At 42.0% G+C, this 21,933-nt stretch carries 19 protein-coding genes, 1 tRNA gene and 1 pseudogene; 8 read left to right on the forward strand and 13 right to left on the reverse strand.

What is annotated here, in order from left to right; genetic code table 11:
* Positions 1 to 254 (forward strand): annotated as a pseudogene (locus H6G96_RS15275) (photosystem II q(b) protein); the annotation flags it as partial.
* Between the two features lie 95 nt (positions 255 to 349).
* On the opposite strand, the gene H6G96_RS15280 reads toward H6G96_RS15275, so the two are convergent.
* Positions 350 to 1,030 (reverse strand): RibD family protein, encoded by a 681-nt coding sequence (locus tag H6G96_RS15280; RefSeq protein ID WP_190912252.1) that lies wholly within the window; start codon positions 1,028 to 1,030, stop codon positions 350 to 352.
* Positions 1,031 to 1,203: 173 nt separating this feature from the next.
* Here H6G96_RS15280 and H6G96_RS15285 point away from each other — a divergent pair, with 173 nt between their 5' ends.
* Together H6G96_RS15285 and H6G96_RS15290 are read left to right on the forward strand one after the other, a co-directional pair.
* Complete coding sequence (locus tag H6G96_RS15285; RefSeq protein WP_190912253.1) at positions 1,204 to 2,577, forward strand: DUF2252 domain-containing protein; 1,374 nt, start codon at positions 1,204 to 1,206, stop codon at positions 2,575 to 2,577.
* 149 nt (positions 2,578 to 2,726) lie between these two features.
* Entirely contained in the window at positions 2,727 to 3,218 is a 492-nt protein-coding gene (locus H6G96_RS15290) for a DUF1499 domain-containing protein (RefSeq protein ID WP_190912254.1), read from the forward strand.
* A 2-nt stretch (positions 3,219 to 3,220) separates the two neighbouring features.
* On the opposite strand, the gene H6G96_RS15295 is transcribed toward H6G96_RS15290, so the two are convergent.
* The 3 genes from H6G96_RS15295 to H6G96_RS15305 form a co-directional block, all read right to left on the reverse strand.
* Positions 3,221 to 3,361: a hypothetical protein gene (locus H6G96_RS15295; RefSeq protein WP_190912255.1), complete on the reverse strand. Its 141-nt coding sequence runs from the start codon at positions 3,359 to 3,361 to the stop codon at positions 3,221 to 3,223.
* 30 nt (positions 3,362 to 3,391) lie between these two features.
* A complete protein-coding gene (locus H6G96_RS15300) occupies positions 3,392 to 4,291 on the reverse strand; it encodes a CoA-binding protein (protein WP_190912256.1) in 900 nt (299 codons plus the stop codon).
* 267 nt (positions 4,292 to 4,558) lie between these two features.
* On the reverse strand, positions 4,559 to 5,785 hold the full coding sequence (locus tag H6G96_RS15305) for a succinate--CoA ligase subunit beta (protein WP_190912257.1): 1,227 nt from the start codon (positions 5,783 to 5,785) through the stop codon (positions 4,559 to 4,561).
* Between the two features lie 669 nt (positions 5,786 to 6,454).
* On the opposite strand from H6G96_RS15305, the gene H6G96_RS15310 reads away from it, so the two are divergent.
* Positions 6,455 to 8,218, forward strand: a complete 1,764-nt coding sequence (locus tag H6G96_RS15310; RefSeq protein WP_190912258.1) for a hypothetical protein — start codon at positions 6,455 to 6,457, stop codon at positions 8,216 to 8,218.
* A 160-nt stretch (positions 8,219 to 8,378) separates the two neighbouring features.
* Here H6G96_RS15310 and fetB read toward each other — a convergent pair whose 3' ends face one another.
* The gene (fetB, locus tag H6G96_RS15315) at positions 8,379 to 9,155 is read right to left on the reverse strand and encodes an iron export ABC transporter permease subunit FetB (RefSeq protein WP_190912259.1); all 777 of its coding nucleotides are present in this window, start codon (positions 9,153 to 9,155) and stop codon (positions 8,379 to 8,381) included.
* A gap of 328 nt (positions 9,156 to 9,483) precedes the next feature.
* Between fetB and H6G96_RS15320 the strand changes: the two genes are divergently transcribed.
* Entirely contained in the window at positions 9,484 to 10,632 is a 1,149-nt protein-coding gene (locus tag H6G96_RS15320) for a DegT/DnrJ/EryC1/StrS family aminotransferase (RefSeq protein WP_190912260.1), read from the forward strand.
* A 112-nt stretch (positions 10,633 to 10,744) separates the two neighbouring features.
* Here H6G96_RS15320 and H6G96_RS15325 read toward each other — a convergent pair whose 3' ends face one another.
* Positions 10,745 to 11,488 (reverse strand): DUF561 domain-containing protein, encoded by a 744-nt coding sequence (locus H6G96_RS15325; protein WP_190912261.1) that lies wholly within the window; start codon positions 11,486 to 11,488, stop codon positions 10,745 to 10,747.
* A 265-nt stretch (positions 11,489 to 11,753) separates the two neighbouring features.
* On the opposite strand from H6G96_RS15325, the gene queG reads away from it, so the two are divergent.
* Positions 11,754 to 12,728 carry a tRNA epoxyqueuosine(34) reductase QueG gene (gene queG / locus H6G96_RS15330; RefSeq protein WP_190912262.1) on the forward strand — a complete coding sequence of 325 codons (975 nt, stop codon included), beginning with the start codon at positions 11,754 to 11,756 and terminating at the stop codon, positions 12,726 to 12,728.
* Positions 12,703 to 13,338, forward strand: coding sequence for an HAD-IA family hydrolase (locus H6G96_RS15335; RefSeq protein ID WP_190912263.1), 636 nt, complete (start codon positions 12,703 to 12,705; stop codon positions 13,336 to 13,338). The genes queG and H6G96_RS15335 overlap by 26 nt, the downstream gene beginning before the upstream one ends.
* A gap of 118 nt (positions 13,339 to 13,456) precedes the next feature.
* On the opposite strand, the gene H6G96_RS15340 is transcribed toward H6G96_RS15335, so the two are convergent.
* Positions 13,457 to 13,831, reverse strand: coding sequence for a hypothetical protein (locus tag H6G96_RS15340; RefSeq protein ID WP_190912264.1), 375 nt, complete (start codon positions 13,829 to 13,831; stop codon positions 13,457 to 13,459).
* Between the two features lie 221 nt (positions 13,832 to 14,052).
* On the opposite strand from H6G96_RS15340, the gene H6G96_RS15345 reads away from it, so the two are divergent.
* Entirely contained in the window at positions 14,053 to 14,583 is a 531-nt protein-coding gene (locus tag H6G96_RS15345; protein ID WP_190729789.1) for an orange carotenoid protein N-terminal domain-containing protein, read from the forward strand.
* An 86-nt stretch (positions 14,584 to 14,669) separates the two neighbouring features.
* On the opposite strand, the gene H6G96_RS15350 is transcribed toward H6G96_RS15345, so the two are convergent.
* From H6G96_RS15350 to H6G96_RS15370, 6 genes are all read right to left on the reverse strand, one after another.
* On the reverse strand, positions 14,670 to 15,434 hold the full coding sequence (locus H6G96_RS15350; protein ID WP_199326860.1) for an ABC transporter ATP-binding protein: 765 nt from the start codon (positions 15,432 to 15,434) through the stop codon (positions 14,670 to 14,672).
* An 85-nt stretch (positions 15,435 to 15,519) separates the two neighbouring features.
* The gene (locus H6G96_RS15355) at positions 15,520 to 16,737 is read right to left on the reverse strand and encodes an ABC transporter permease (RefSeq protein ID WP_190912265.1); all 1,218 of its coding nucleotides are present in this window, start codon (positions 16,735 to 16,737) and stop codon (positions 15,520 to 15,522) included.
* A 15-nt stretch (positions 16,738 to 16,752) separates the two neighbouring features.
* Entirely contained in the window at positions 16,753 to 18,222 is a 1,470-nt protein-coding gene (locus tag H6G96_RS15360; protein ID WP_190912266.1) for an efflux RND transporter periplasmic adaptor subunit, read from the reverse strand.
* Between the two features lie 688 nt (positions 18,223 to 18,910).
* Positions 18,911 to 19,039, reverse strand: a complete 129-nt coding sequence (locus tag H6G96_RS42390; RefSeq protein WP_277932924.1) for a hypothetical protein — start codon at positions 19,037 to 19,039, stop codon at positions 18,911 to 18,913.
* 170 nt (positions 19,040 to 19,209) lie between these two features.
* A tRNA-Lys gene (locus H6G96_RS15365) sits at positions 19,210 to 19,281 on the reverse strand.
* Between the two features lie 62 nt (positions 19,282 to 19,343).
* Positions 19,344 to 21,587 carry a GAF domain-containing protein gene (locus H6G96_RS15370; RefSeq protein WP_190912267.1) on the reverse strand — a complete coding sequence of 748 codons (2,244 nt, stop codon included), beginning with the start codon at positions 21,585 to 21,587 and terminating at the stop codon, positions 19,344 to 19,346.
* Positions 21,588 to 21,933 lie beyond the last annotated feature (346 nt).

Here is a 21,933-nt window from a genome sequence, read left to right on the forward strand (position 1 = left end):
CATGGCCTGTAATCGGAATCTGGTTCACCGCCTTGGGTGTAAGCACAATGGCGTTCAACTTGAACGGTTTCAACTTCAACCAATCAATTATTGATTCAAGCGGTCGCGTGATCAGCACTTGGGCTGACGTAATCAACCGGGCTAACCTGGGTATGGAAGTAATGCACGAGCGTAATGCTCACAACTTCCCCTTAGATTTAGCTGCTGGTGATGTTGCTCCTGTCGCTCTGAGCGCTCCTGCTATCAACGGTTAATTCTGAAGTTTCGCTCTTATTAAAAAGCGCTCTCCCCAAAAGGAGGGCGCTTTTTATTATTAATGATAATAGCGCGTAATTCTGACAGCGCCTTCTTACTTGATCGTGCGGTAGTGTAAAAACAACTGACTTCCAACCTGACGAGTTTCTACGAGTTGGAGATGAGGAGCAGCATTGGGAAGAAAACCCTCTCCCTCAACTGGGCTAGGGGCCTGCTTTCCTCCATAAATGACGGGCCAAATTGTCAACCACCAATCATCAATTCGCCCTGCTTTTACTAAAGCAGCTGTTAAAGAGCCGCCTCCCAAAACAATGACCTTGTGAATACCCCGCTCTGCCATTAAGCTATAGGCCCGATCCCAGTCCAGGTTTGTCTCTCCCAAATCGATTAATTCAGCCAGCTTTTCCAACGTTGTTGCATCAGGATTGCGCTCCACACCAGTCCGTGTCGTAAATATCCATCGCTCAATGTCTTGGCTCAAAAAAGCCAAGTCCAGGGATAGGTCAAGGGAACCTGAGACAACGCAGGTAATGGGCTGGGGAGACTGACCCCGAACCTTACGTGCTGCCAACAGTTCGGGATTGCGAATTGTATAGGTTATCCCCTCAGCCCGAATCGTCCCTGCTCCTACCAGGATTAAATCGGCAAAAGAGGCTTGATACTCTAGGTGTGCTTGATCAACTGGATCGGAATCACGAGGCGCTTTAGGATCTACGGCGCTAATTTTTCCATCGGCCGTCATCGCAAGAACCACAGTTGTTTGAATAGCTGACATGATTACATTCTGACGGTTCTTTATAATTTTACCTTTTTGAATTCTTTGCCATGAATAGTTGTTGTATTGTGCTTTAATTTACTTTCTAAGCTATGGTTCAAGGTGGTAAGAGAATTGTTGTTGGATCATTGCCTCTACACAAAAGTCTATTTTTTTAGACCTAAGCAACTGCCATGCTCAGAAACATATCTGCAATCGTACTTGTCTTAATTTTTATTTTGGGGTTTGCATCTCCAGTTCAAGCTGCAACTCCCCGTTCAACTTGGGTGGAGAATGAAATTTACCAATACAATCATCCCTTTGCTTCTCAATTGCCTCAAGAATTGGCAATAAAAATGCAAAAGATGAAGGCTAGCCCTTTTGCTTTTTATCGGGGAACAGATCACATTTTTTATCGTGATATGCAGACTTTGCCAAGTTCAGGATTTGTGAATTCTTCAACCTCAGCCATATGGTTAGAAGGAGATATGCATCTGCAAAATCTTGGAGCGATGAGAGATAGCAACGACAACAACGTCTTTGACACCACCGATTTTGATGAAGGCTATCTTGGCCCTTACGTTTGGGACTTACGACGGATGGCAGTGTCCATTTTGTTGGCAGCCAAAGAGAACGATCTTAGCTCAAGTGACGCTCAAGATATTGTCCGTAATTTTTTGGATACTTATCTAAACAAGATGAGCGACTTTAAGGGAACCAATAATGAACTCTCATACCGTTTGGAATCTAGCAATACGAATGGTGTGGTCAAAGATTTGATTCAAAAAACATCAAACAAGAACCGTTCTAGCTTGCTAAGTAAGTACACGCAGTTAAATAACAGTAAAAATCGAGTATTCAAGACGACCTCAAAACTTCAGCCTGTATCCAGCAGCACCTATTCTGACATTGCTGGGGCTATGAGCAGCTACATTGCCTCAATTCCTAGCAGTAAACGCTACAACAATAGTTATTATGCTCTTAAAGACATTCGGCTAAAATTAGGTTCAGGCATTGGTAGTCTTGGTAAGTACCGATATTACTTACTGATTGAGGGGCCAAGTTCAAGAACCGACGACGATCGCATTTTGGAGATGAAGCAGGAAGGTAATAGCGCAGTTGCTATCGCAGTTCCAGGTCTGCTGCCAACTTCAGTTTACGGGAACCAAGAAGGTGCGAGAGTTGCGATCGCTACTAAAGCAATGCTCTTCAATACTAACCCCTTGGTTGGCTACACTACCGTTAATGTTATCCCCTTTATGGTGCATGAAAAATCACCCTACCAAGTTGACTTTAACTATACATTGCTAACCACTAAGTCAAAATTCATGGATGCGATGGGGTATGCGGGGAAGGTCGTTGCCAAGAACCATGCAATCTCTGATAAAGACTATGATGCTGCGATTATTCCCGTAAGCGTTGACAAAGAAGTGACTGATATTGTTAGCGGTAACAAGGCTGTATTCAAAGACGAAATTATTAACTTTGCGATGGACTATGCAACTCAAGTTGAGTATGACTACACGAGTTTTGTAAATGCTTATAACCAAGGGGTGATACTCTACTAAAACACCGATTCAGGATTCAGAGATAACTCAGAATCTGGCTAGATGAATGATACTGTATAGGGCGAGGGCGAACTGGCAACTTGCAGCGCTCCCCCCGAAATGACCGAAAATAATTGAGTGCTATTCAAACCTTGAGGAGTGAATTTATAATGTCTCGTCTGCTAACAGCCTTCGCAAAGCGACTCCTGCGGAGTATCACTTTTGTAATCTTGCTAACTTTGATTAATACTTTAATACTTCCTGCCGCCACTTGGGCTGCCTCTTCTAGTTTGGGAGTTGATAATGGTCATCTTAGTTCTTGTCCGGCTTCAGACAATTGTGTTGTGAGTCAAGATGGTGATCCCAAACACGCCATTGACCCAATTCCCTATCATATAGATCGTGATGCAGCACGAAAAACCTTACTAAAAGTTCTCACCGTCGTTCCACGCACAGAAGTTATAGAACAGACAGATAATTACATCCATGCTCTTTCTAAAAGCCGCATCTTCAAATTTATTGATGATGTTGAGTTTTATTTCCCTGCCAATGAGCCAGTAATTCATCTGCGATCGGCAGCCCGCTTGGGAGAGTCGGATCTTGGTGTTAATCGCAGGCGTTTGGAGCAAATTCGTCTAGCTCTGCGTGATCTAAATATTTGATTTTAGCTTGAGCAGCAATATGAACAGCCGGATAAAAATGCTTCGTCCCCTGACAATTGTTTTGATAATACATTACGTCTAGGTGTGGCGATCGCTTCCTTTCCTCTAAGAAAATTTGCCCCTAAGCGATCGCTATTACTCATACATTAAAACTGGCAGAGGAAGCTCGATTATTACTTCGCTTTTTGTAATAAGCGAATCTCCTTTCTCAATAATTCTGGAATCTGAGAAGGGCGTTCAGCTACTGGAACCTCCGCTTCTTTTAAAGCAGCTAATTTACTTTGAGCTGTGCCAAAGTTAGGATCGCGTCCGATAATCGTTGCTAAAGTCCCAGTTTGACGCCAAGTTTTTCCTGGTGGTGCAAGTCTTCCTGCAATGTAGGCAATTACTGGTTTATCAATCGCCTCAGTAATGTACCGAGCTGCTGCTTCTTCACTACCACCACCAGGTTGACCAACTAAAACGATCGCCTCTGTGGTTTCATCTTCATCGAGAATTTGCAACCATTGGAGAAATGAGGAACCGACGATCGCATCGCTACCAATACTGACACTAATGGATTGCCCTAAACCCGCTTTTGTTAACTCGTAAGCAACTTCGTAGGTGAGGGTGCTACTACGACTAACGATCCCCACTGGACCAGGGGTATAAAATTCGTTAGGCTGAGTACCTAAGAGAATTTTCCCCGGCACAATGATCCCCGGACTATTTGGCCCGACTACCAAAGTTTCACAGGCTTCGGCTTTGCGGAGTAATTGCACCATATCCAAAGGCGGCACGCCAGCAGTGATAATAATGATTTGGCGAATATTAGATGCGATCGCTTCTAATGCCGCATCTAGCACGTCGTAAGGATCTACACAGATAATAGTCGTGTCAATTACCCCAAATTGTTCTATTACCTCTTCTACTAAATCAAATACTGGCAGTTCATGCATTTCCTCCCCACCACATCCAGGATTGACACCGGCTACCAAGTTCGTACCATAAGCTTTCATTTGAGCAACATGAGTGCCTGATATGAATTCACAAAAGCCTTGAATTAACACTTTGCTGTCTGGCGTTAGGTTCATAAAAAATTACCGTAAGTTTGACAACCCAGTGGTCTAAGACACTAGGCATAAAAACGACATATTTACATTGCCGTTTCAATTTTTACATTTCAAAAACTAGCCTTGAGGCTGAGTGTCCCAAAAGTAGGTCAACCCACATCTAGATAGAAATATTAGTTAGTCCCAAAAACTGGTAGTTCCTTATTTTGGGTGTTTAATTCAAAAATTTACGCTTTGCGGTAAAAGTTAATAATTTTTGATTTTTTAATTGGAACGAAGTCACAGTTACTACTTCTTTCTAACCATTGGTTTAGAAAGACGAATTGCTGCCGCTACTGCCTCATCTAAATTTTCTACCACAAGGAGCGCATCGCTGGGGGTCTTTAGTGTTGCTAAATACTTTCTAGCAGCATCAAATTCAGAACCAGCAAGACGGATAACTAAGGGTGAAAAATTCTGCTCTCGCCGACTTTTATTACCATTAGAATGTACAACCTGTGATTGAAGTTCACTGTTGTCTTGCTGCACAGTTCTGGCTATAACTTCAACCACTTCCTCAGTTTGAGGAATGTTACCCAGAAGATTAATTAATATTACTTGAATGCTGTTATCAGCCTCTAGGATTTTTAGACCTGTCTCTAGGCGATCGCAGAAAGTAGTTGGTGTAGTATCTGTAATAAAAGCATGACGTAGATTCAAACAAACACCTGGATTGCCACCAGCATTAGCGACTAAATCCAAAGTTGCCAACACTGAACCAGTACCATTACCTAAAATCCCGATTTTGCCGTGCATTTTCAGACTATCCCAGTTGCCTAACATACCATTGGCTTCAGTATTGGTATTACGGCTGATAATTTTTGCCGCCATTTCGGCGAGGTCAGGATGACGCTTGATTGCGCGTTGATTGACCCTGACTTTACCATTAAGAGCCATAACTTGACCAGTAGCACTGACTGCCAAGGGATTTATTTCGACTAAATCTAGGTCTTTTTGCACAAATAACTGGTACATCTTTTGGACAACGCTGCTTACCGACTGCATAAGCGTCCCCTGCAAACCCATTTTTAAAGCCAATCGTCGGGCATAAAATGGGGAGAATTCCTGTTCCACGACAACATAGTGCATTTTTTCCCCAGCAGATTCCCAATCGATGTTTGCTTCCTTGCAACCTAAAAGTACTGGTCGGCAAACAGCAGTATCTAAAACCACCGCTAGATAAAATTCCTGGTTAGCGTCATATTGCGATTCTGCCAGCACAACTTCTGGCAATTCGCCCCATATTGGTAAACTAAAGATATTTTGAGCAGCTGCGATCGCATCAATTGTCGTTTCCGCAAACCTGACTCCACCTGCTTTTGCCCGTTCCGCTCCATGTACTTGAGATTTCAGTACAATTGGAAAGCGAATTTTTAAACGTTTCAAATCTGTAGGATGGTCAATTCGTTGGGAAGGCAATACAGGAATGCCTATCTTCCCAAACCATTCTTTAACTTGATACTCTAATAGATCCATTGATACACCTTATATTTACACTTTCCTAGCCTTTGCTTAGTGCTGTCTTAATATTTTGCAGCACTTTTCTTTCAGAATTAAGCTTTTGGCAGCTATAAAAATTTATTTTTCACGGTTAATTTTATCTTATTCAGCAAATGAGGCACATTAATTTCGATATCTAATCTGTTGGTGCTAGAGCCACAACACATAATTAATCTCTTCAGTAAGTTTCCTAGCATAGAAGATAAGTACCATTTCTGTCAAAACCCTCTGACTTAGCATAGTTTCTTTAATTTTTGGATAAATTAGGCACAACTTCTTTGCAACTAGAATTTTGCAGCACATGAACTCATGTGTATTTTATTGTCCCCAAATAATCCAGTGAAAATACTCAATAAATCTATTATTCCCATTTTAAAGACTCTATTATTCCCATTTTTTATTTGTAATTTACATCTGAAGACAGATTATTTAATTTTGCATCTCCTACTGTAAAAATGTAGCAGTGCGAACATAATTGCTTTTTTATTTTTGGTGAAAAGTCAGAATATGTGTTAGAAAGTTGGTCGTTCAGATTTTCAGGCTGTGATTAGTTAAACTGTGTATTTGCATTCAACAAACTTAAAAAGTTCATTTCATCCTCTTAAGGATAATCAAAACAATATAGAAATTGAGCGGGAAAGCTCTATGAAAGTAGCAGTCCAGCAGGAAGATTTACAGCTTTTAGCCAAAACTTTGCAGGAACAATTACTTGTAGAAGTCTCATCGGCTGGAGTCTTCGAGGTTAAGTGTGCCGTCAATAAAGACGAGCTAATGATTTTAACGCAACACGAATCAGATGTAATAGTTGATGCTCAGATCATCTTTGCAGTAATTGAGGAGGTACTTCAGTCTTTAGCGCCCCACAGAGAGCAGCGAGTGCAATGTTTCCTTAGAGTTTTTGGTGAACAAGTTCCTTATGGCAAATGTTTCTTAGTTCTGAAACAGAGGGGAGGCTGGGGAAATGAGGAAGCAGGGGAAGCAAGAGGAGCAGAGGGGCAATACTTTTCTCCCATTTCTTCATCTGCTCTGACCTATTCTCCATCACTTGATAAGGCTGAAGAGGAGGAACTATTTGACCCATTTGCATATGCGCCGAATTTGCCGACTTCAAAGCCAGCATCTCAAATCAAACTCATCTTATTGGGTGCAGCTTTGGTGGGAATTATAATCTTGGGCGGCGGTGCTTACTTCTTGGCTCCCCCTTGTGTGATGTCTGAGTGTAAAGAAATACAAAACGCCGAGCAATTAAAAACAAAATCTCCGCAACTGATGCGCCGCGCCAAGTCTGAAAAAGAATTAGTAGCTCTACAACAGCAACTTGCAGCAGCCAGCGCAGCCCTGAATGTAATTCCTAGTTGGTCGCCCCGTTCTCAGTTATCAGAAGAGCTAAAAGCAAGTTTGTCTGGACGGTCAGAAAAAATCAACCAGGTGGTCAAGGCTTTGCAGACGGCATCCTTGGCGACACAAAAAACTCAAACTCCTGCATATAGCCTAGAGGAATTACAAGCTAGGCAACACTTATGGCGACAGGCTATAGCACCACTAGAAATTATAAGTCCTGATAGTGAACTCTATGGGCTAGTACAAGGGAAATTACTTAATTATCGTGTCCGTTTGCACGCTCTGAATCAGCAAATATTTGCTGAGGAAAAATGGCTGAAGAAATTAACAGCAGCAAAAGCTGTAGCTAATGCAGCCGAGAACCGACAAGCTACTGCTAAATCCTTGAATGACTGGCAAAAGGTGCAGTCTACTTGGCTGGTGGCGATTAATGCCTTGAATAGCATTCCCCGGACTAGCCCTGGATACCAAGAAGCCGAAAAGCTTTTGTCAGATTATAAACCTAAGTTCGTAGCAGCACGCGATCGCGCTACTAAAGAACGATTAGCTATTAAAGCCTACCAACAAACCATTAGCACTGCCAAGCAAGCCAAAGTATATGAGCAACAAAACCAATGGCTTGCAGCCGCGACATACTGGGATCAGGCTTTGCAAACAGCTAAACAGATTTCCCAAGATAGCCTGTACTACACTCAGGCTCAGTCCCTCATTAAACCTTATTCAGTAGCCCTCAAACAAGCACAAGAAAAAGTACAAGTTGTTAGTAGTTTGCAACAAACCCGTACCGACCTAGATAAAACCTGTATTAATGAAATTCGGATTTGCACATTTAGCATAGACAATGCAGGAATCATTGTCCGGTTAACCCCTGAATATGACCAAATCAGGCAAAATAACTTGGCTAATCCTTATTCTGAGAACTCAGGTTCAGATACTACTGTTGATGTTACCAATCACTTGCAAATCTTACGAGAAGCCTTAGCTGTAATTGGTGACAATGCTAACTTGTCCCTTTTTCTCTACGATTCTCAAGGTCAAGTAATTTATACACGAACTTTAGGCGGGTAAGTAGAAAGGTAAAAAGTTTTAAATCCATACGGGTTTTCATTGATACCGATCATCTGTGAGGGCATAGAACAATTTGCTCAAGTTGCTTATCTCCTCAAAGTTAATTTTGTACAACTTCAGAAAAAATTGGGATTACGATATCAATTTAGTCTATGAATATTTACCTAACTAACTGTGCTGCGGAATTGAAAAATTGACGACACAACCCTTTTGTTACTAACAGTGTTGTCAACAAGTTAGCGAAAGCAACCATAAATATAATCAAAATTTCATAAGATACAGCATCCAAGGGGTGGACACCAGCGAGTAACTGTCCGGTGGTAATTCCTGGTATTGCGACCATACCTATAAGTATCATTTGATTGAGAGTCGGAATCAATCCGGCTCTGATGGCATCTTTGCGATACTGGCTAACTGCTTGCTGGGGAGTTGCGCCTAAACTCAAATGGGTTTCTATTTCAATATGGCTGGAATTAATAGTACTGACAAGACGTTCGCCTGCGATCGCAGCCGCATTGGTAGCATTACCTAGAACTATCCCTGCTAAGGGAATTATATACTGTGGCTCATACCATCTGTCTGGTTGAACGATCAAAAAGTTGGTATAGAACACTGTCAGGACGGTACTAATTAAAATTGCACCCCACACCAAAGGCAACACATGAGGAATTTTTTGGCTGATGCGATTTCGTGCGACAATCGCCGTAATTGTCAGCATGACTGCTAATAACGCCAAAACTGCCCAAGCATTGTCTAAAGCCAAGATGAAATCTAAAATGTATCCCAATACAAGTAGTTGTAAGATGGTTCTCCCAGTACCAAGGGCTAAGTTTAACTCTAGCCCTAATTTTTCCCAGGCTGATAAACCAATGGCGATCGCCATCAATCCCACAGCAATAACTAAATCTACCAAATCCAGCTTGATCAGCTCCTGCATGGGTTCTCTATCTCCTGGTATTTTCCTCTCAAAGCAGCCCACATAAGAGGAACTTTGCTCCGATGTGTTGGATCTTGGTTGATATATATCACCTTTATCAATTCAAAATTCAGAAATGGTACAAATTTAACATGGGAAACACCTAGTATGCCTACTATCTGTAAATTAAATATGCGGTAGTTTCTCGCGCCACAATTTAAGTAAAAACCCTAATAGATGCGTATTTTGGGCGATAGTCTTTTAATAGCTCCTATTTGATTAATAATTCAATTAGCAAAAATTGACTCTCGAAGTGTATCCTTTGTATCTTCCAATAAAATAAGAACTCATGATCCAAAGTGTAAATCCTATCCCTGCCTTTGATATCAAACAGCAATACACCACCATTGAAGCAGAAGTAAGTGCAGCCGTCTTAGAGGTTCTGGCTTCTGGTCGTTATATTGGTGGCCCCTTAGTCCAAGGTTTTGAGCAACAGTTTGCTGCTTATAATACTGTTACTGAATGTGTAGCTTGTAATTCTGGTACTGATGCGCTCTACTTAGCTTTACGAGTCTTGGAAATTGGTGCAGGCGATGAAGTGATTACAACGCCTTTCACCTTTATTGCTACATCTGAAGTGATTAGCGCCGTCGGCGCAAAGCCTGTTTTCGTTGACATTGATACTACTACATTTAATTTGGATGTGGAGCAAGTAGCGGCGGCGATTACACCCAAAACCAAAGCGATTATCCCGGTTCACCTATTTGGACTACCTGTGGATATGACATCATTGATGGCGATCGCTCAATCTCACAATTTGTCAATAATTGAAGATTGCGCTCAGTCTACAGGCGCAAGTTGGGCTGATGAAAAAGTAGGAAGTATTGGACATATTGGTTGCTTTAGTTTCTACCCTACCAAAAATCTTGGTGGTTGCGGTGATGGCGGGGCAATAACGACTAACGACCCTGCGATCGCCACTAAACTGCGAATATTACGGGATCATGGTAGTAAAATTCGATATTTACACGAGGAAATCGGTGTAAATAGCCGCTTGGATGCTCTCCAAGCGGCTATTTTGCAGATTAAGCTACGTTATTTAGATATTTGGAATAATCGCCGACGAGATATCGCCAATTATTACTACCAGTTCCTATGTCAAATTCCGGGGATTGTCCCGCCCCAAGAATTACCTGAGGGTGTTGGGGTATGGAATCAATACACTATTCGCATATCAGGCGAAGGGCGAAATGGTTCTAGCGCCAAATATCGAGATTGGGTGCGTAGTCAATTGCAAGAGCAGGGTGTGAGTTCGATGATTTACTACCCCTACCCTTTACATTTGCAGCCAGTTTATCAAAATCTGGGTTATCAAATTGGGGATTTACCAATAGCAGAGCAAGCTTGCCATGAAGTTATATCTTTGCCTATGTACCCAGAATTGACACAACAGCAGCAAGACCAGGTGATTTATGCGTTGAAAGAAGTTATGAGTTAGGAGTTTGAAGTTAGGAGTTTGAAGTTAGGAGTTAGGAGTTTGAAGTTAGGAGTTAGGAATGAATAAGTTCATTTAACTCATCACTCCTAACTCATCACTCCTAACTCCTAACTCATTTCATTACTGCATTTGCAGTCGCTAAGGCTTCTACCAAGCCACGAACAGCCGCAATCATTGCTACTTCGCTATTGAGTTGGTTGATGGCGGAACCAACACCAACACCAGCAGCACCAGCAGCGATCGCTAATGGTGCGGTAACGTTAGAAATGCCAGAAGCACACAATACTGGTACTGAAACTACACGAGAAATTTCAAAAGCTGCTGCCAAAGTGGGAGCAGCTTTTTCAATTAATCCTAAAGTTCCAGGGTGAACTGGATTACTACTAGTACCGCCTTCGGTTTGGATAATATCTGCTCCAGCTTTCACCAGTTCTTCTGCTAACTGTACCTGTTGATCTAGTTCCAAAATGTGGGGAACGGTAACAGATAAAGTGATTTCGGGTAGAAGAGCGCGGGTTTGCTTAGTCAGCTTTAGCACTTCTGGAGCCTCAAAGCGTTGTCCTTGAGCATAAAAGGAATCGAAATTTCCGATTTCAATTAAATCAGCACCAGCTGCCACAGCTTGTACAAATTTCTCTGGCTCTACTGCTGACACGCAAATCGGTAAATTTGTCAAACTTTTAGCTAATTGTACCAAAGCGCGATCGGCGGCAATATCGACAAAAGTAGCACCACCAAATTCAGCAGCTTTAACGGTAGCGGCGACGCTAGCGACATCGAAGTTATTCAAACCGCTAATCACTTTTAGAACGCGGCGGTTATTAAATGCACGTTGGAGTGTGGAATGCATCGTCATGGTTAGGCTTTTGAAGCTATGAAGATTAGAAATTAGGTATATTCTACCGTCACTCAGTTAATGAGTAACTAAATCACTACGGCAATGCTGAATTTATTCAGCTATTCGCTTATATGCCCCGGCTGAAGTGCGGGGATATTACATATAAAGTCTCAATAAGTTGTCAATATACCAAAAAAGCTGATAAGCAACAAATATTTATAAAGTATTGACTACCTAATGTAAAATAAAAATGCCTTTATGTAGGCAAAATCCAGATAAAAAAATGAATCAGTATTCCGTAATAAGCAGCAATGTCGTAAAAGAAAAAGCCAGCGAGTTGGGCTTTCACAAAGTTAAAATTGCTGGTGTAGATAGGGTAGATGCCACAGAAGCACAGAGGTTAAAAGCATGGATTGAACTGGGTTATCACGCTGATATGGAATGGATGGCTAACCCAAAACGCCAGGATATTCGCTTAGTTATGCCAGAGGCGCGATCGCTAATATGTGTGGCGCTAAATTACTACACTCCACATCAACGTCCAGAAGGCGAGGAATACGCCAAAATTTCTCGTTATGGCTGGGGAAGGGATTACCACAAGGTGATGCATAAAAAACTCAAGCAGCTAGCCATATGGCTAGAATCACTTGATAAAGGTGTATTAGCTCGTTATTATGCAGACACTGGCCCGGTACAAGATAAGGTGTTGGCTCAACTTGCCGGAATTGGTTGGATTGCCAAAAATGGTAATGTGATTACACGAGAATATGGCTCTTGGGTATTTTTGGGAGAAGTGTTGACTAATTTGGAATTAGAGAGCGATCGCCCGCACACAGAACACTGCGGTAGCTGTACTCGTTGTCTTCAAGCTTGTCCTACAGGTGCAATTACTCAACCTTTTGTTGTGGACGCTAATCGCTGCATCGCTTATCATACAATTGAAAATCGGGCAGAGCAATTGCCACAGACAGTTACACCTCATTTACAAGGCTGGGTTGCTGGTTGTGATATTTGCCAAGATGTTTGTCCTTGGAATCAACGTTTTTCCCAAACAACCGATATTGAAGAGTTTCAGCCTTATTCTGGGAATATTGCTCCCAAACTGCTAGAATTAGCCCAAATCTCAGATCAGGAGTGGGACAAACGATTTCCAGCATCTGCCTTGCGGCGGATTAAGCCAGAAATGTTACGACGCAACGCCCTAGCTAATCTTGACGCATCCAGGCGAAATAATGACCCCGAAAGTAATTATTTTTGATTTTGATGGGACTATTGCTGATACAGTAGATGCCCTTGTAAGTATTGCCAATCGTCTAGCTGTAGACTTTGGTTATAGACAAATAAGCCCAGAGCAATTATCCTTTCTTAAAAACTTAACATCTAGGGAAATTATTAAGTACTCAGGAGTTTCTCTATTTAAGATACCTTTTTTAGTTAAAAAAGTTAAAGGAGAATTAAAAAACAAAATCCCAGAATTAAAACCAATTCCGGGAATTAAAGAAGCATTAACGGAACTCCAAAATGAAGGATATAAACTGGGAATTATCACTTCTAATTCTAAAGACAATGTGACACAATTTTTAACAATCAATGATTTAAATCACCTATTTGATTTTATTTACTCAGGAATTACGATTTTTGGTAAAACAACCATAATCAATAATGTATTAAGGCAAAATCAACTCCAACCTCAAGAAGTTATTTATGTTGGAGATGAAACCAGAGATATTGAAGCATCAAAGAAAGCAAATATTCAAGTAATTGCAGTAACTTGGGGCTTTAATTCACCGGAAGTACTAGCCAAGCAAAATCCAGATTATTTAATTCAGCGACCTAGTGAACTACTAGAAGTGATGAATAGTCATTAATTAATCAATAGTTAAAAGTTAATAGTGAAAATCTTAACTATTGGCGATTTGGCAAAACAGTAGGGTGGGCCATGTATATCAATCCCCACCCTACAAAATAGCAAGATATTAGGAAAACTTAATTCTTCCGTTCACCTTTTTCCAAAGCTTGTTTGACTAAATCATCACTGACATTAGTTACACCCTGAGTCTTAGAATTCCCAACTTCCTTTGCTAACTCAGCAAAATCATCAGGGTTACCAGTTGACTGCGCTTGAGTTGTTGTCTCTTCTGGTTGAGAGATTTTATATTTAGGTGCAGTAGCTGCTTCTGCTGCTGCTGCGCCTTCACCTGTGCGATCAACTTCACTAACGCTGAATTGTTGTGCAGTTGCATAATCAGCATCAAAATCGACCTTTGGTGCTTTTTCTTCACCACTAGCTATGTTTTCGGCAGCTAATTGAGCATCATGAGTGGGAGCTTCATTAACATTGGGCTTTACTTCATCAGGCATAATTAAAATCCTTAGGTTAAATTTTTATTGCTTACTTGAAAGAGCATAGCAAAGTAATTAAATCTTTCCATGCTCCTTTAGGAGAGACTTTACCTCTATTAAAAGATAGATTAAAGCTGTAATTTGCAATTAATATAACTCATTCTCTTGATAGTAGAATCTGATGCTCAAACTTTGGTAAGCCTTAGTTTGGCGTGTAAAATTCCCTTGGAAATAAAATTATGACTGCAAGTTACGATAAAAGTATTTCTCAAGCCCAGAGCAATGAATCCCAAAATTTGGTAGATGCATTTAACAATTTAGATACCGATGCAAAATTAGCCTGGTTCTATTTAGTTTATAAAAAAATGGGCGATTCTATCACACCAGCTGCTCCTGCTGCGGCCGAACCTGAGTTAGCACCACTTCTGCTAAAAGATTATTTTGAGTTATCAGATGAGCAACAACTAGATATTATGCGGGATATTGTTAACCGCAAAGACACAGAATATTCCCGTGCTTATGGGGCGATAAAAGAAAATAACCAGCTTTTAGTTTGGTATGCTTGGGCGGTAGCTATGGGCGATACGGTAGTTGACTTACCAGCTAGCTACGAGCCAACTAAGGCAATTAATGATCTGATTTCCCAAATTGAAGGACTAGATTTTGACGAGCAAATTTCGGTATTCCGAACAATAGCTGGTGAAGTGGGTTACACCGATGTTAAGCCGATTGAGACGCAAGCAGAAACTGGAAAAACGCCAAGTTTGTAATCCGCCGTGGCTTGGTTACATACACAACACAAAAAAAGTCCGCCTACCTTGCGGGAACGCTAAGGGTAATGCGGACTTTAAATAATTTATGAGACAGCCAGCTGACTCAAGTCAGATGCTGTCAGATTCGAGTGTACTACTTGGCCATCACGGAACCAAACAATGCGCTGGGTTTGACGAGCAACTTCTGGTTCATGAGTTACCATGACTACAGTAATTCCACTAGTATTGAGTTCGCCAAAAATATCCAATACTTCTTGGGTTGTGCGTGAATCAAGTGCGCCGGTGGGTTCATCGGCTAAGAGTACCACGGGACGATTGACAATGGCTCGTGCGATCGCTACTCTTTGTTGTTGTCCACCAGATAGTTGAGTTGGTTTGTTGTTGAGGCGATTTGCTAAACCCACTCGTGTCAATGCTTCGGTGGCGCGATCGCTTCTTTCTTTTGAATTCACACCAGCATACAACATTGGCAGCATCACATTTTCTAATGCTGTTAGTTGGGGCAATAAATGAAATTGTTGGAATACAAACCCCAGTTTTTTGTTGCGGATGTGTGCCAAGGATTTATCATCCATTTGCGCTACATCAATATTATCTAAATAATAATGTCCGCCTGTGGGTCTGTCTAGACAGCCGATAATATTCATAGCTGTAGATTTGCCTGAACCAGAAGGCCCCATAATTGAACAATATTCGCCCTTATGGATAGTCAAATTCACATCATCGAGTGCTTTAACTTCAGTTTCACCACTGCCATAAATTTTAAAAATATTCTCTAAACGAATAATTGTTGATTTAGGGATGGGATTGGGAACTAGAGAATCGGTAATTGAAATAGTGTTTGTCATAAGAATTTAGTTATTAGTGAATTATTTACCAAATATCTCTTTACCTCAACCTAATCAAGAAGATTGAGTTTCGCCATCCCCATTACTAAGCACTTCTTAAAGCCACAATGGGGTCGAGTTTAGCAGCGCGACGTGCGGGAACAACGCCAAAAAATAAACCAATCCCACCAGAGACACCAACTGCCATACTAATCGCTACAGGAGAAAGACTTGCTTCTAAAGGAGTCAACGCTCCCACTAATAGAATGCCACTGATACCAACCGCAGTCCCAACTAAACCGCCAGCTGCGGAAACTATCACTGCCTCAATAATGAACTGGAGCAAAATATCTTGTTCAGTTGCTCCGATCGCTTTTCTTAATCCAATTTCTTGGGTGCGTTCGGTGACGGAGACAAGCATAATATTCATAATGCCAATACCGCCAACAAACAGCGATATACCAGCGATCGCAGCTAACATAATTGTCAATGCACCTGTAATTTGACCGACAGTTTGCAAAGCATCCTTTTGAGAACGAATAGTAAAGTCATCTTCACCATTAATTTTGTGCCGTAGACGCAACAAATTAGTGATTTGGAATTCTGCTGCATCTACGCTCTCTGAATCACGAGCGGCTGCAACGAGGTAATCTAAGGCGATACCATAGGGAGAATTCTTTCCCACAAGTCGGTTTGCTGAAGTTGTAATTGGTATTAAAGCAGCATCATCATAATCTGCTCCCACACTGGAACCTTTGGCTATTAACGTCCCAATCACTTGAAAACTGGTATTTCCAACTCGCAATTGCTCACCTATTGGGTTACTACTACCGAATAGTTTTTCTGCCAAGTCTCCACCTAACACCACCACTTGGTTACTTCGCTTGATGTCTACATCGCTGAAAAACCTGCCTTTATCAGTTTCAAAATCCCGCACAGATATGAAACTGGGAGTTGTGCCAATGATGTTAACATCGGTGTTTCTATTACGATATGTAACTACCTGTCTTCTATTTAATTCTGGCGCAACTCCTACTACTGTTGGCACTTGAGAAGCGATCGCTTCCGCATCTTGTAACACCAAAGTTTTTGGCACTTCAAAGGAGATACGCTGAGTTTCTCGATTACCTGGTAGTACAAATAGCACATTTGGACCTAATGACTCCAGCTGCTTATTAACGTACTTTTGCCCACCTTCACCAATGCCAATCATGGCAATTACTGAAGCGTTGCCAATAACTATACCCAGCATTGTTAGGGCACTACGCAGTTTATTTGATAGCAGGGTTTTCCCCGCCATTTGGACACTTTCTAAAAAATTCATGTTTTAAATTATGAATTACGAATTATTCTGTTCTTTTGCCTTTTCAATTTTGTAATCTTTGGGTGGGTTCACAAAAACGCGATCGCCTTCTTTAACTCCCCCTAAAATCTGAGTTTGGTCTTGGATTTGTGCGCCAACTGTAACTTCGCGGAACTGGGGTTTATTGTTTGCATCTAGTACAAGTACGCCAGTTTGACCCTTTTCGGTGACGATTGAGACTGTTGGTAATACTAAGGCATTATTAACGCGATCGCCCAAAAAAGTCAGATCCACATTTAAGCCAGAACGCAGTTTATCTGTGCCAGTATCGAGAGCAACCCGCACCTGGAAGGATGTCACGCCTTGTTCCACCACTGCTTCGGGAGCAATCAGGCGCACATTACCTTTAAAAACTTGATCCGGATAGGCATCAGCAACAATTTCCACCTGCTGTCCCTGCTTAATTCTGCCAATATCGGCTTCAGGAACTTGAGCTAATACTTCTAAACCGCGTGCTACAGCGACAATTGAACTGGAAGTTGCCGATGCGCTAGTAGAAGCCGAGGTTGTGGGTGTCACAAAAGCGCCCACGTTAGCATACTTTTGCGTCACAATTCCCGAAAAAGGAGCGCGAATAATAGTCTCGTCCAACTGCACTTGCACGCCCTTTAATTGAGCTTCAGCGGCTGCAACTGCTGCTTGACGCTGGACAATTTCTTCAGAACGGGTGCCATCTTCTAGCAGGATCAATGCGGCTCGTGCTTCATTCACAGCGGCTTGGCGTTGGTCGATTTCCTCAGTTCGAGTCCCACTTTCGACTAACGAAAATCGTTTTCTAGCTTCTTCTAAATTGGCTTTAGCACTCTTGTCTTCGCTGATGGCTTGATCGAGTAATTGTTTTTTCTCTGCTCCCTCTTTATATAGATATTGATAACGCTTTACCTGTTCACTGGTGTAATTCACCTTTGCTTGAGCCGCATCCACTTGGGATTGAGCTTGAGCAATCTCTTGGGGACGATTACCAACCTTAGCTGCGGTGAGTTGGGCTTGAGCTTGTGCCAATCGCGCTCTAGCTTGAGCAATTTCTTGAGGACGGCTACCAGCAAGGGCTTCGGCTAACTGTGCTTGACTTTGGGCTAAGTTGGCACGATACTGGCTCCTTTGGGCCTCAATGCCGGCGCTATCCATACGACCGAGAATTTGCCCTTGTTGAATGCGATCGCCTTGTTCCACATATAATTGCGACAGCACTCCGGGGTTCTTCGGACTAATATTTACACTCTGAACTGGCACAACTTTGCCACTAGCTGTAATCCGCAAAGTGACATTTTGGGCTGCCACTGGCACAGTTAATTGAGCAATGTCTTCTTTGTTTGTTCCTTGATTTACCAGGGTGTAGGTTGTGAATGTACCAGCAACCAAGACACCCCCTGCTATCAGCCCCATCAGCCAGCGTGATGGATACTTAACTTTGCCAATAACAGGAATTTCTATGTGTGTAGCCATGTCTAAAAGCCTATGAATCTTGCTTTATTGGAGTAGCCTGTAGTTATACGATGATGTCCGTCGAATTGCCCATAGCAAAAGTACCCCAAAAAGCCAAAGCAGCCCCTTTGTCCCTTAAGAGCAAGGGAGGAGGCGTGAGGGTGCATTTTCGGGGAATTATGCTTAATTGAGCAAACATAAATACTAGAGGGCAATTGCAGGAATCGAGAGTTGTTAAAATTTTTAAATTAAATCTTTATTAATAAACTAACAACTAGACGCATAATTAGCTTCATAGTTGCTTAATCTTTCTTGATAATAGGTATTTAATGTCTGCATGCCTTCACCTGAAAGGGTGACTTTACCCACTAGTACTCCAACCCAAAAATGAGGTGTGATATCATGTCCGCCAAATTACCCATAAAAGAACTCCTCCCCGCCTGCGGGGAACTTGGGGTTCCCTCTGGGGATTAGGGGCAGGGAGATAAAGCACAGCTTTGGCGGGGTGGGGTTCTCAGGTTTAATAAGCAATCAAGCGGACATGATATCAGTTTGAAGAATCAGAGCTGGTAGGGGCATGGCATTGCCATGCCCCTACGAGAAATGTGTATATATCAGGATTTTTGTGAATTGGTATCAGTATGTAGATAGATTGCTAGCGAAAGATATTATTGCAACCGCCCAAACATAGCCTGCTGGAAGTATTGTTCTACCTAAAGTTGAACAATATGCGAACTTCTTGTTGCGTTTCCCGTTGACGACGTTTTTTCTCTATACCTAAATTTTCTGGTTCTCTTGTCCAGACCTGCTGTTCAATAATTCCTAATGGGAGTGCCATTAATTTCTCAAAGAGGGAATTAATCTGTAGACATCTCCAGAAATTAATTATGCGTTACCTGAAACCCTTGTAGAGACGTTGCTTTGCAACGTTTCTACATTCATTTTCGGAGATGTCTTGTTAACAGTGACAGCTAATTAGTTAACCTATATGTGAAAATACTTTAAAAGTGGGTGACGAGGGAATCGAACCCGCAACCAATAGATTAAGAGTCTACTGCTCTACCGTTGAGCTAGTCACCCACACGAATAACCATCATAGCAAACTTATAACCAATTAGCTAGTGCCACGCCCAAAAAACAAGTTAAAGGGGGAATTTGATGGTGAAGGTGGTTTGATCGGCTGCACTCTCTACATTAATTGAGCCACCTAAATGTCTGACCATTTTCTGCACTAATGCCAATTCCAGTCCAGTGCCGCTATGTTTCCAAGGATCATGTTTAGAAAGGTGATAGAAAGGCTCAAATATCCGTGATAGTTCTTTGCTGGTAAGCTCTAGCCCAGAATTGCTAATATTAAGCTCTATTGCATCCCCTGTCAGGTGAGCAGAGACTGTGACGGACTCACCTGCTGGGGTATATTTGCAGACGTGGTTGAGTAGTTCGGTGATAATCCTCTCTAAATCGGTGATATCTGTCTCTAAAAGCGGGAGTGCATGATCAATACTCAGATTTAACAGCTGTCGTTGGCAGTTGGTGAGTTCTCGAAAAGACTCGACAATGGGGTAAAGCCAGCTTTGTAAGTCAATGGCAATCAAAGTTGGGGGATCGGGTTCGGCTTCGAGATATGTGAGTGTGAGTAGATCGTTAATTAACTTGCTTTCTCGCGCACACTCATTATGCAGAATCTGCAAGAGTTGTGGAACTATTTCTATCTCTAATATTTCTGCTGGTGTGAGGACGCTTTCGAGGGTTTGGACTGCAAGGCTGATGCTAGTTATTGGTGTCCGTAGTTCTTGTGAGAGGTTTCTGAGAAATTGATTTTTGAGGCGATCGCGTTTTTCTAATTCTTTAAACTGTGCTTGGGTTTGTTGGTAAAGTTGAGCTTGACGAATAGCGATCGCACATTCATTTGCTACCTGCTGCACTAGCTCGATTTCAAATTCATCAAAGGCCTCTTGTGTCGGTCTTGTCAACCAAATATTTCCCAAAATCCCTTGAGTATCAAAAATCGGACAAGCCATCTGGGACATAACCAACAAGTTTGGTTGCCATCCAGGCACAATTTCCAAAAACTGCAAAGGTTGTTTTTGCAACAACGACTCATAAACTTCAAGACGGTCTGCAATCTGCCTAGTCAATCCTTTACACTGGGGTAGGTTCTTGCTGTACTCGTAAGTAATAGTAACCTTGGTTTGACAGGCGCTATAGAGTTCAATTTGGCAACGATCAAGGTTTAGTAACTCTGCTAATTCCTGGGTGAGTGTCTGCAACACCTGACTTTCATCGAAACTATCGCGGATTTGTTCTGTTATCCGTCGCACCAAGGCTTCAAACTTTCGCACCTGCTGCAACTGATTTTTATGCTTCTGTTTTTGCAATTCTAACTTTGCTTTGAGATCCTTGAACTGCTGACGAAGTTCTGCCTGTCCGGTAGCAATGCCGATTTGAGTTGCCAATTGAAGAGTCAAGTCAGTTTCTGTTTGCTGCCATTGACGCGATTGGCGGCAATGCTGGGCAATCAATAGCCCCCACATATCTTGCTCTTTGAAAATCGGCACCACTAGATTGGCTCTCACCTGCAAAGATGCAAGAAAATCTATATGGCAAGGATGCAAGTCGGCTGTATAAATATCTTCGACAACTTGAATGCAACCTCGCTTATAGTGTTCTCGATGTTTGCTACCCAAGCAGGGATCGGTGATGTTTTTTCCCAACAGTGGATCAGTCACAGTTGATTCGGCAATTATTACTCCACTGCCATCAGTCTCAAAGCGATAAATGAGGACGCGATCGCAATTCAAAAACTGTCGCAGTTCAATTGTTGTCTGATGCAGAATTGTCTCTAATTCTACAGATTGGTGAATCCGTCTGGCGATCGCTTCTAGCAGTTGCCCCCGTTGAAGTTGGAGTTCGACTGCTTCTTGGGCTTGCTTCACAAGAGTGATATTGCTACTAGTACCAATCAGTCGATAAATCCGGGAGTTAGCATCCCTAAGTGGCGTGAGAGTCGTACTCCACCAAGTAGGAATTCCCTGGAATTGCAAACATTGTTCATAAGAAATAGTTTTGCCGAACAGCACACATTCAGCATAGTGTTGACGCACCTTAGCAGCATCGATGGGAGAGAGAATATCTTCTGGTTTTTTGCCCCGAAGATCATCTGAGCGAATGCCTATCCACCGTTCATGAGTGGGATTAAGTGCCACATAGCGAAAATCTCCGTCCTCCAGAACATCAACTACAAATATCGATGCCTGCACAGAATCGTATATGCTCAGTAGAAACTGCTCACTACTGCTTTGATCATCTACTTCTGTGCCGAAGATAATCTGAGGAGGCGATAATTTTCTCAACTCCATAGTTGATTCTGCTGGATTTTTATTCATGCGAGAGTCCCTGTCTGGTATTACTGACTGTTTTAGGCGCTCTCTTGTCGCTATGCTTGTAGTAGATGCACTTTAGCGCCTATAGCAAAGTATTGTCAGCTGTTGCTCATCGAAATTTGAATCTTTCTCTACTTCTTGTCAGAAATCTAGGAAAGCTAATAGGAGTCAGCTTAACAAATCCTGCTTTTTGAAGGCGAAAATACATTTGCAGGTTAGGGCAAATTTAATGATTTTTGAACGGTTTTTCAAGATTTTTGCATATATCTAGGTGCAATCACCAAGTTATACCAATTAAATTTACAATTCTTAATAAACTTGTTGGCGAGGGTGGGGAATGGAAAGATAC

The sequence above is a fragment of the Nostoc sp. FACHB-892 genome (assembly GCF_014698795.1).
GTDB lineage: Bacteria > Cyanobacteriota > Cyanobacteriia > Cyanobacteriales > Nostocaceae > Nostoc.

What these genes read in the sequence shown, in the direction of transcription:
- H6G96_RS15280 (WP_190912252.1), bottom strand. Translation starts at nt 1,030, where the DNA reads ATGTCAGCTATTCAAACAACTGTGGTTCTTGCGATGACGGCCGATGGA.
- H6G96_RS15285 (WP_190912253.1), top strand. Translation starts at nt 1,204, where the DNA reads ATGCTCAGAAACATATCTGCAATCGTACTTGTCTTAATTTTTATTTTG.
- H6G96_RS15290 (WP_190912254.1), top strand. Translation starts at nt 2,727, where the DNA reads ATGTCTCGTCTGCTAACAGCCTTCGCAAAGCGACTCCTGCGGAGTATC.
- H6G96_RS15295 (WP_190912255.1), bottom strand. Translation starts at nt 3,361, where the DNA reads ATGAGTAATAGCGATCGCTTAGGGGCAAATTTTCTTAGAGGAAAGGAA.
- H6G96_RS15300 (WP_190912256.1), bottom strand. Translation starts at nt 4,291, where the DNA reads ATGAACCTAACGCCAGACAGCAAAGTGTTAATTCAAGGCTTTTGTGAA.
- H6G96_RS15305 (WP_190912257.1), bottom strand. Translation starts at nt 5,785, where the DNA reads ATGGATCTATTAGAGTATCAAGTTAAAGAATGGTTTGGGAAGATAGGC.
- H6G96_RS15310 (WP_190912258.1), top strand. Translation starts at nt 6,455, where the DNA reads ATGAAAGTAGCAGTCCAGCAGGAAGATTTACAGCTTTTAGCCAAAACT.
- fetB (WP_190912259.1), bottom strand. Translation starts at nt 9,155, where the DNA reads ATGCAGGAGCTGATCAAGCTGGATTTGGTAGATTTAGTTATTGCTGTG.
- H6G96_RS15320 (WP_190912260.1), top strand. Translation starts at nt 9,484, where the DNA reads ATGATCCAAAGTGTAAATCCTATCCCTGCCTTTGATATCAAACAGCAA.
- H6G96_RS15325 (WP_190912261.1), bottom strand. Translation starts at nt 11,488, where the DNA reads ATGACGATGCATTCCACACTCCAACGTGCATTTAATAACCGCCGCGTT.
- queG (WP_190912262.1), top strand. Translation starts at nt 11,754, where the DNA reads ATGAATCAGTATTCCGTAATAAGCAGCAATGTCGTAAAAGAAAAAGCC.
- H6G96_RS15335 (WP_190912263.1), top strand. Translation starts at nt 12,703, where the DNA reads ATGACCCCGAAAGTAATTATTTTTGATTTTGATGGGACTATTGCTGAT.
- H6G96_RS15340 (WP_190912264.1), bottom strand. Translation starts at nt 13,831, where the DNA reads ATGCCTGATGAAGTAAAGCCCAATGTTAATGAAGCTCCCACTCATGAT.
- H6G96_RS15345 (WP_190729789.1), top strand. Translation starts at nt 14,053, where the DNA reads ATGACTGCAAGTTACGATAAAAGTATTTCTCAAGCCCAGAGCAATGAA.
- H6G96_RS15350 (WP_199326860.1), bottom strand. Translation starts at nt 15,434, where the DNA reads ATGACAAACACTATTTCAATTACCGATTCTCTAGTTCCCAATCCCATC.
- H6G96_RS15355 (WP_190912265.1), bottom strand. Translation starts at nt 16,737, where the DNA reads ATGAATTTTTTAGAAAGTGTCCAAATGGCGGGGAAAACCCTGCTATCA.
- H6G96_RS15360 (WP_190912266.1), bottom strand. Translation starts at nt 18,222, where the DNA reads ATGGCTACACACATAGAAATTCCTGTTATTGGCAAAGTTAAGTATCCA.
- H6G96_RS42390 (WP_277932924.1), bottom strand. Translation starts at nt 19,039, where the DNA reads ATGGCACTCCCATTAGGAATTATTGAACAGCAGGTCTGGACAAGAGAA.
- H6G96_RS15370 (WP_190912267.1), bottom strand. Translation starts at nt 21,587, where the DNA reads ATGAATAAAAATCCAGCAGAATCAACTATGGAGTTGAGAAAATTATCG.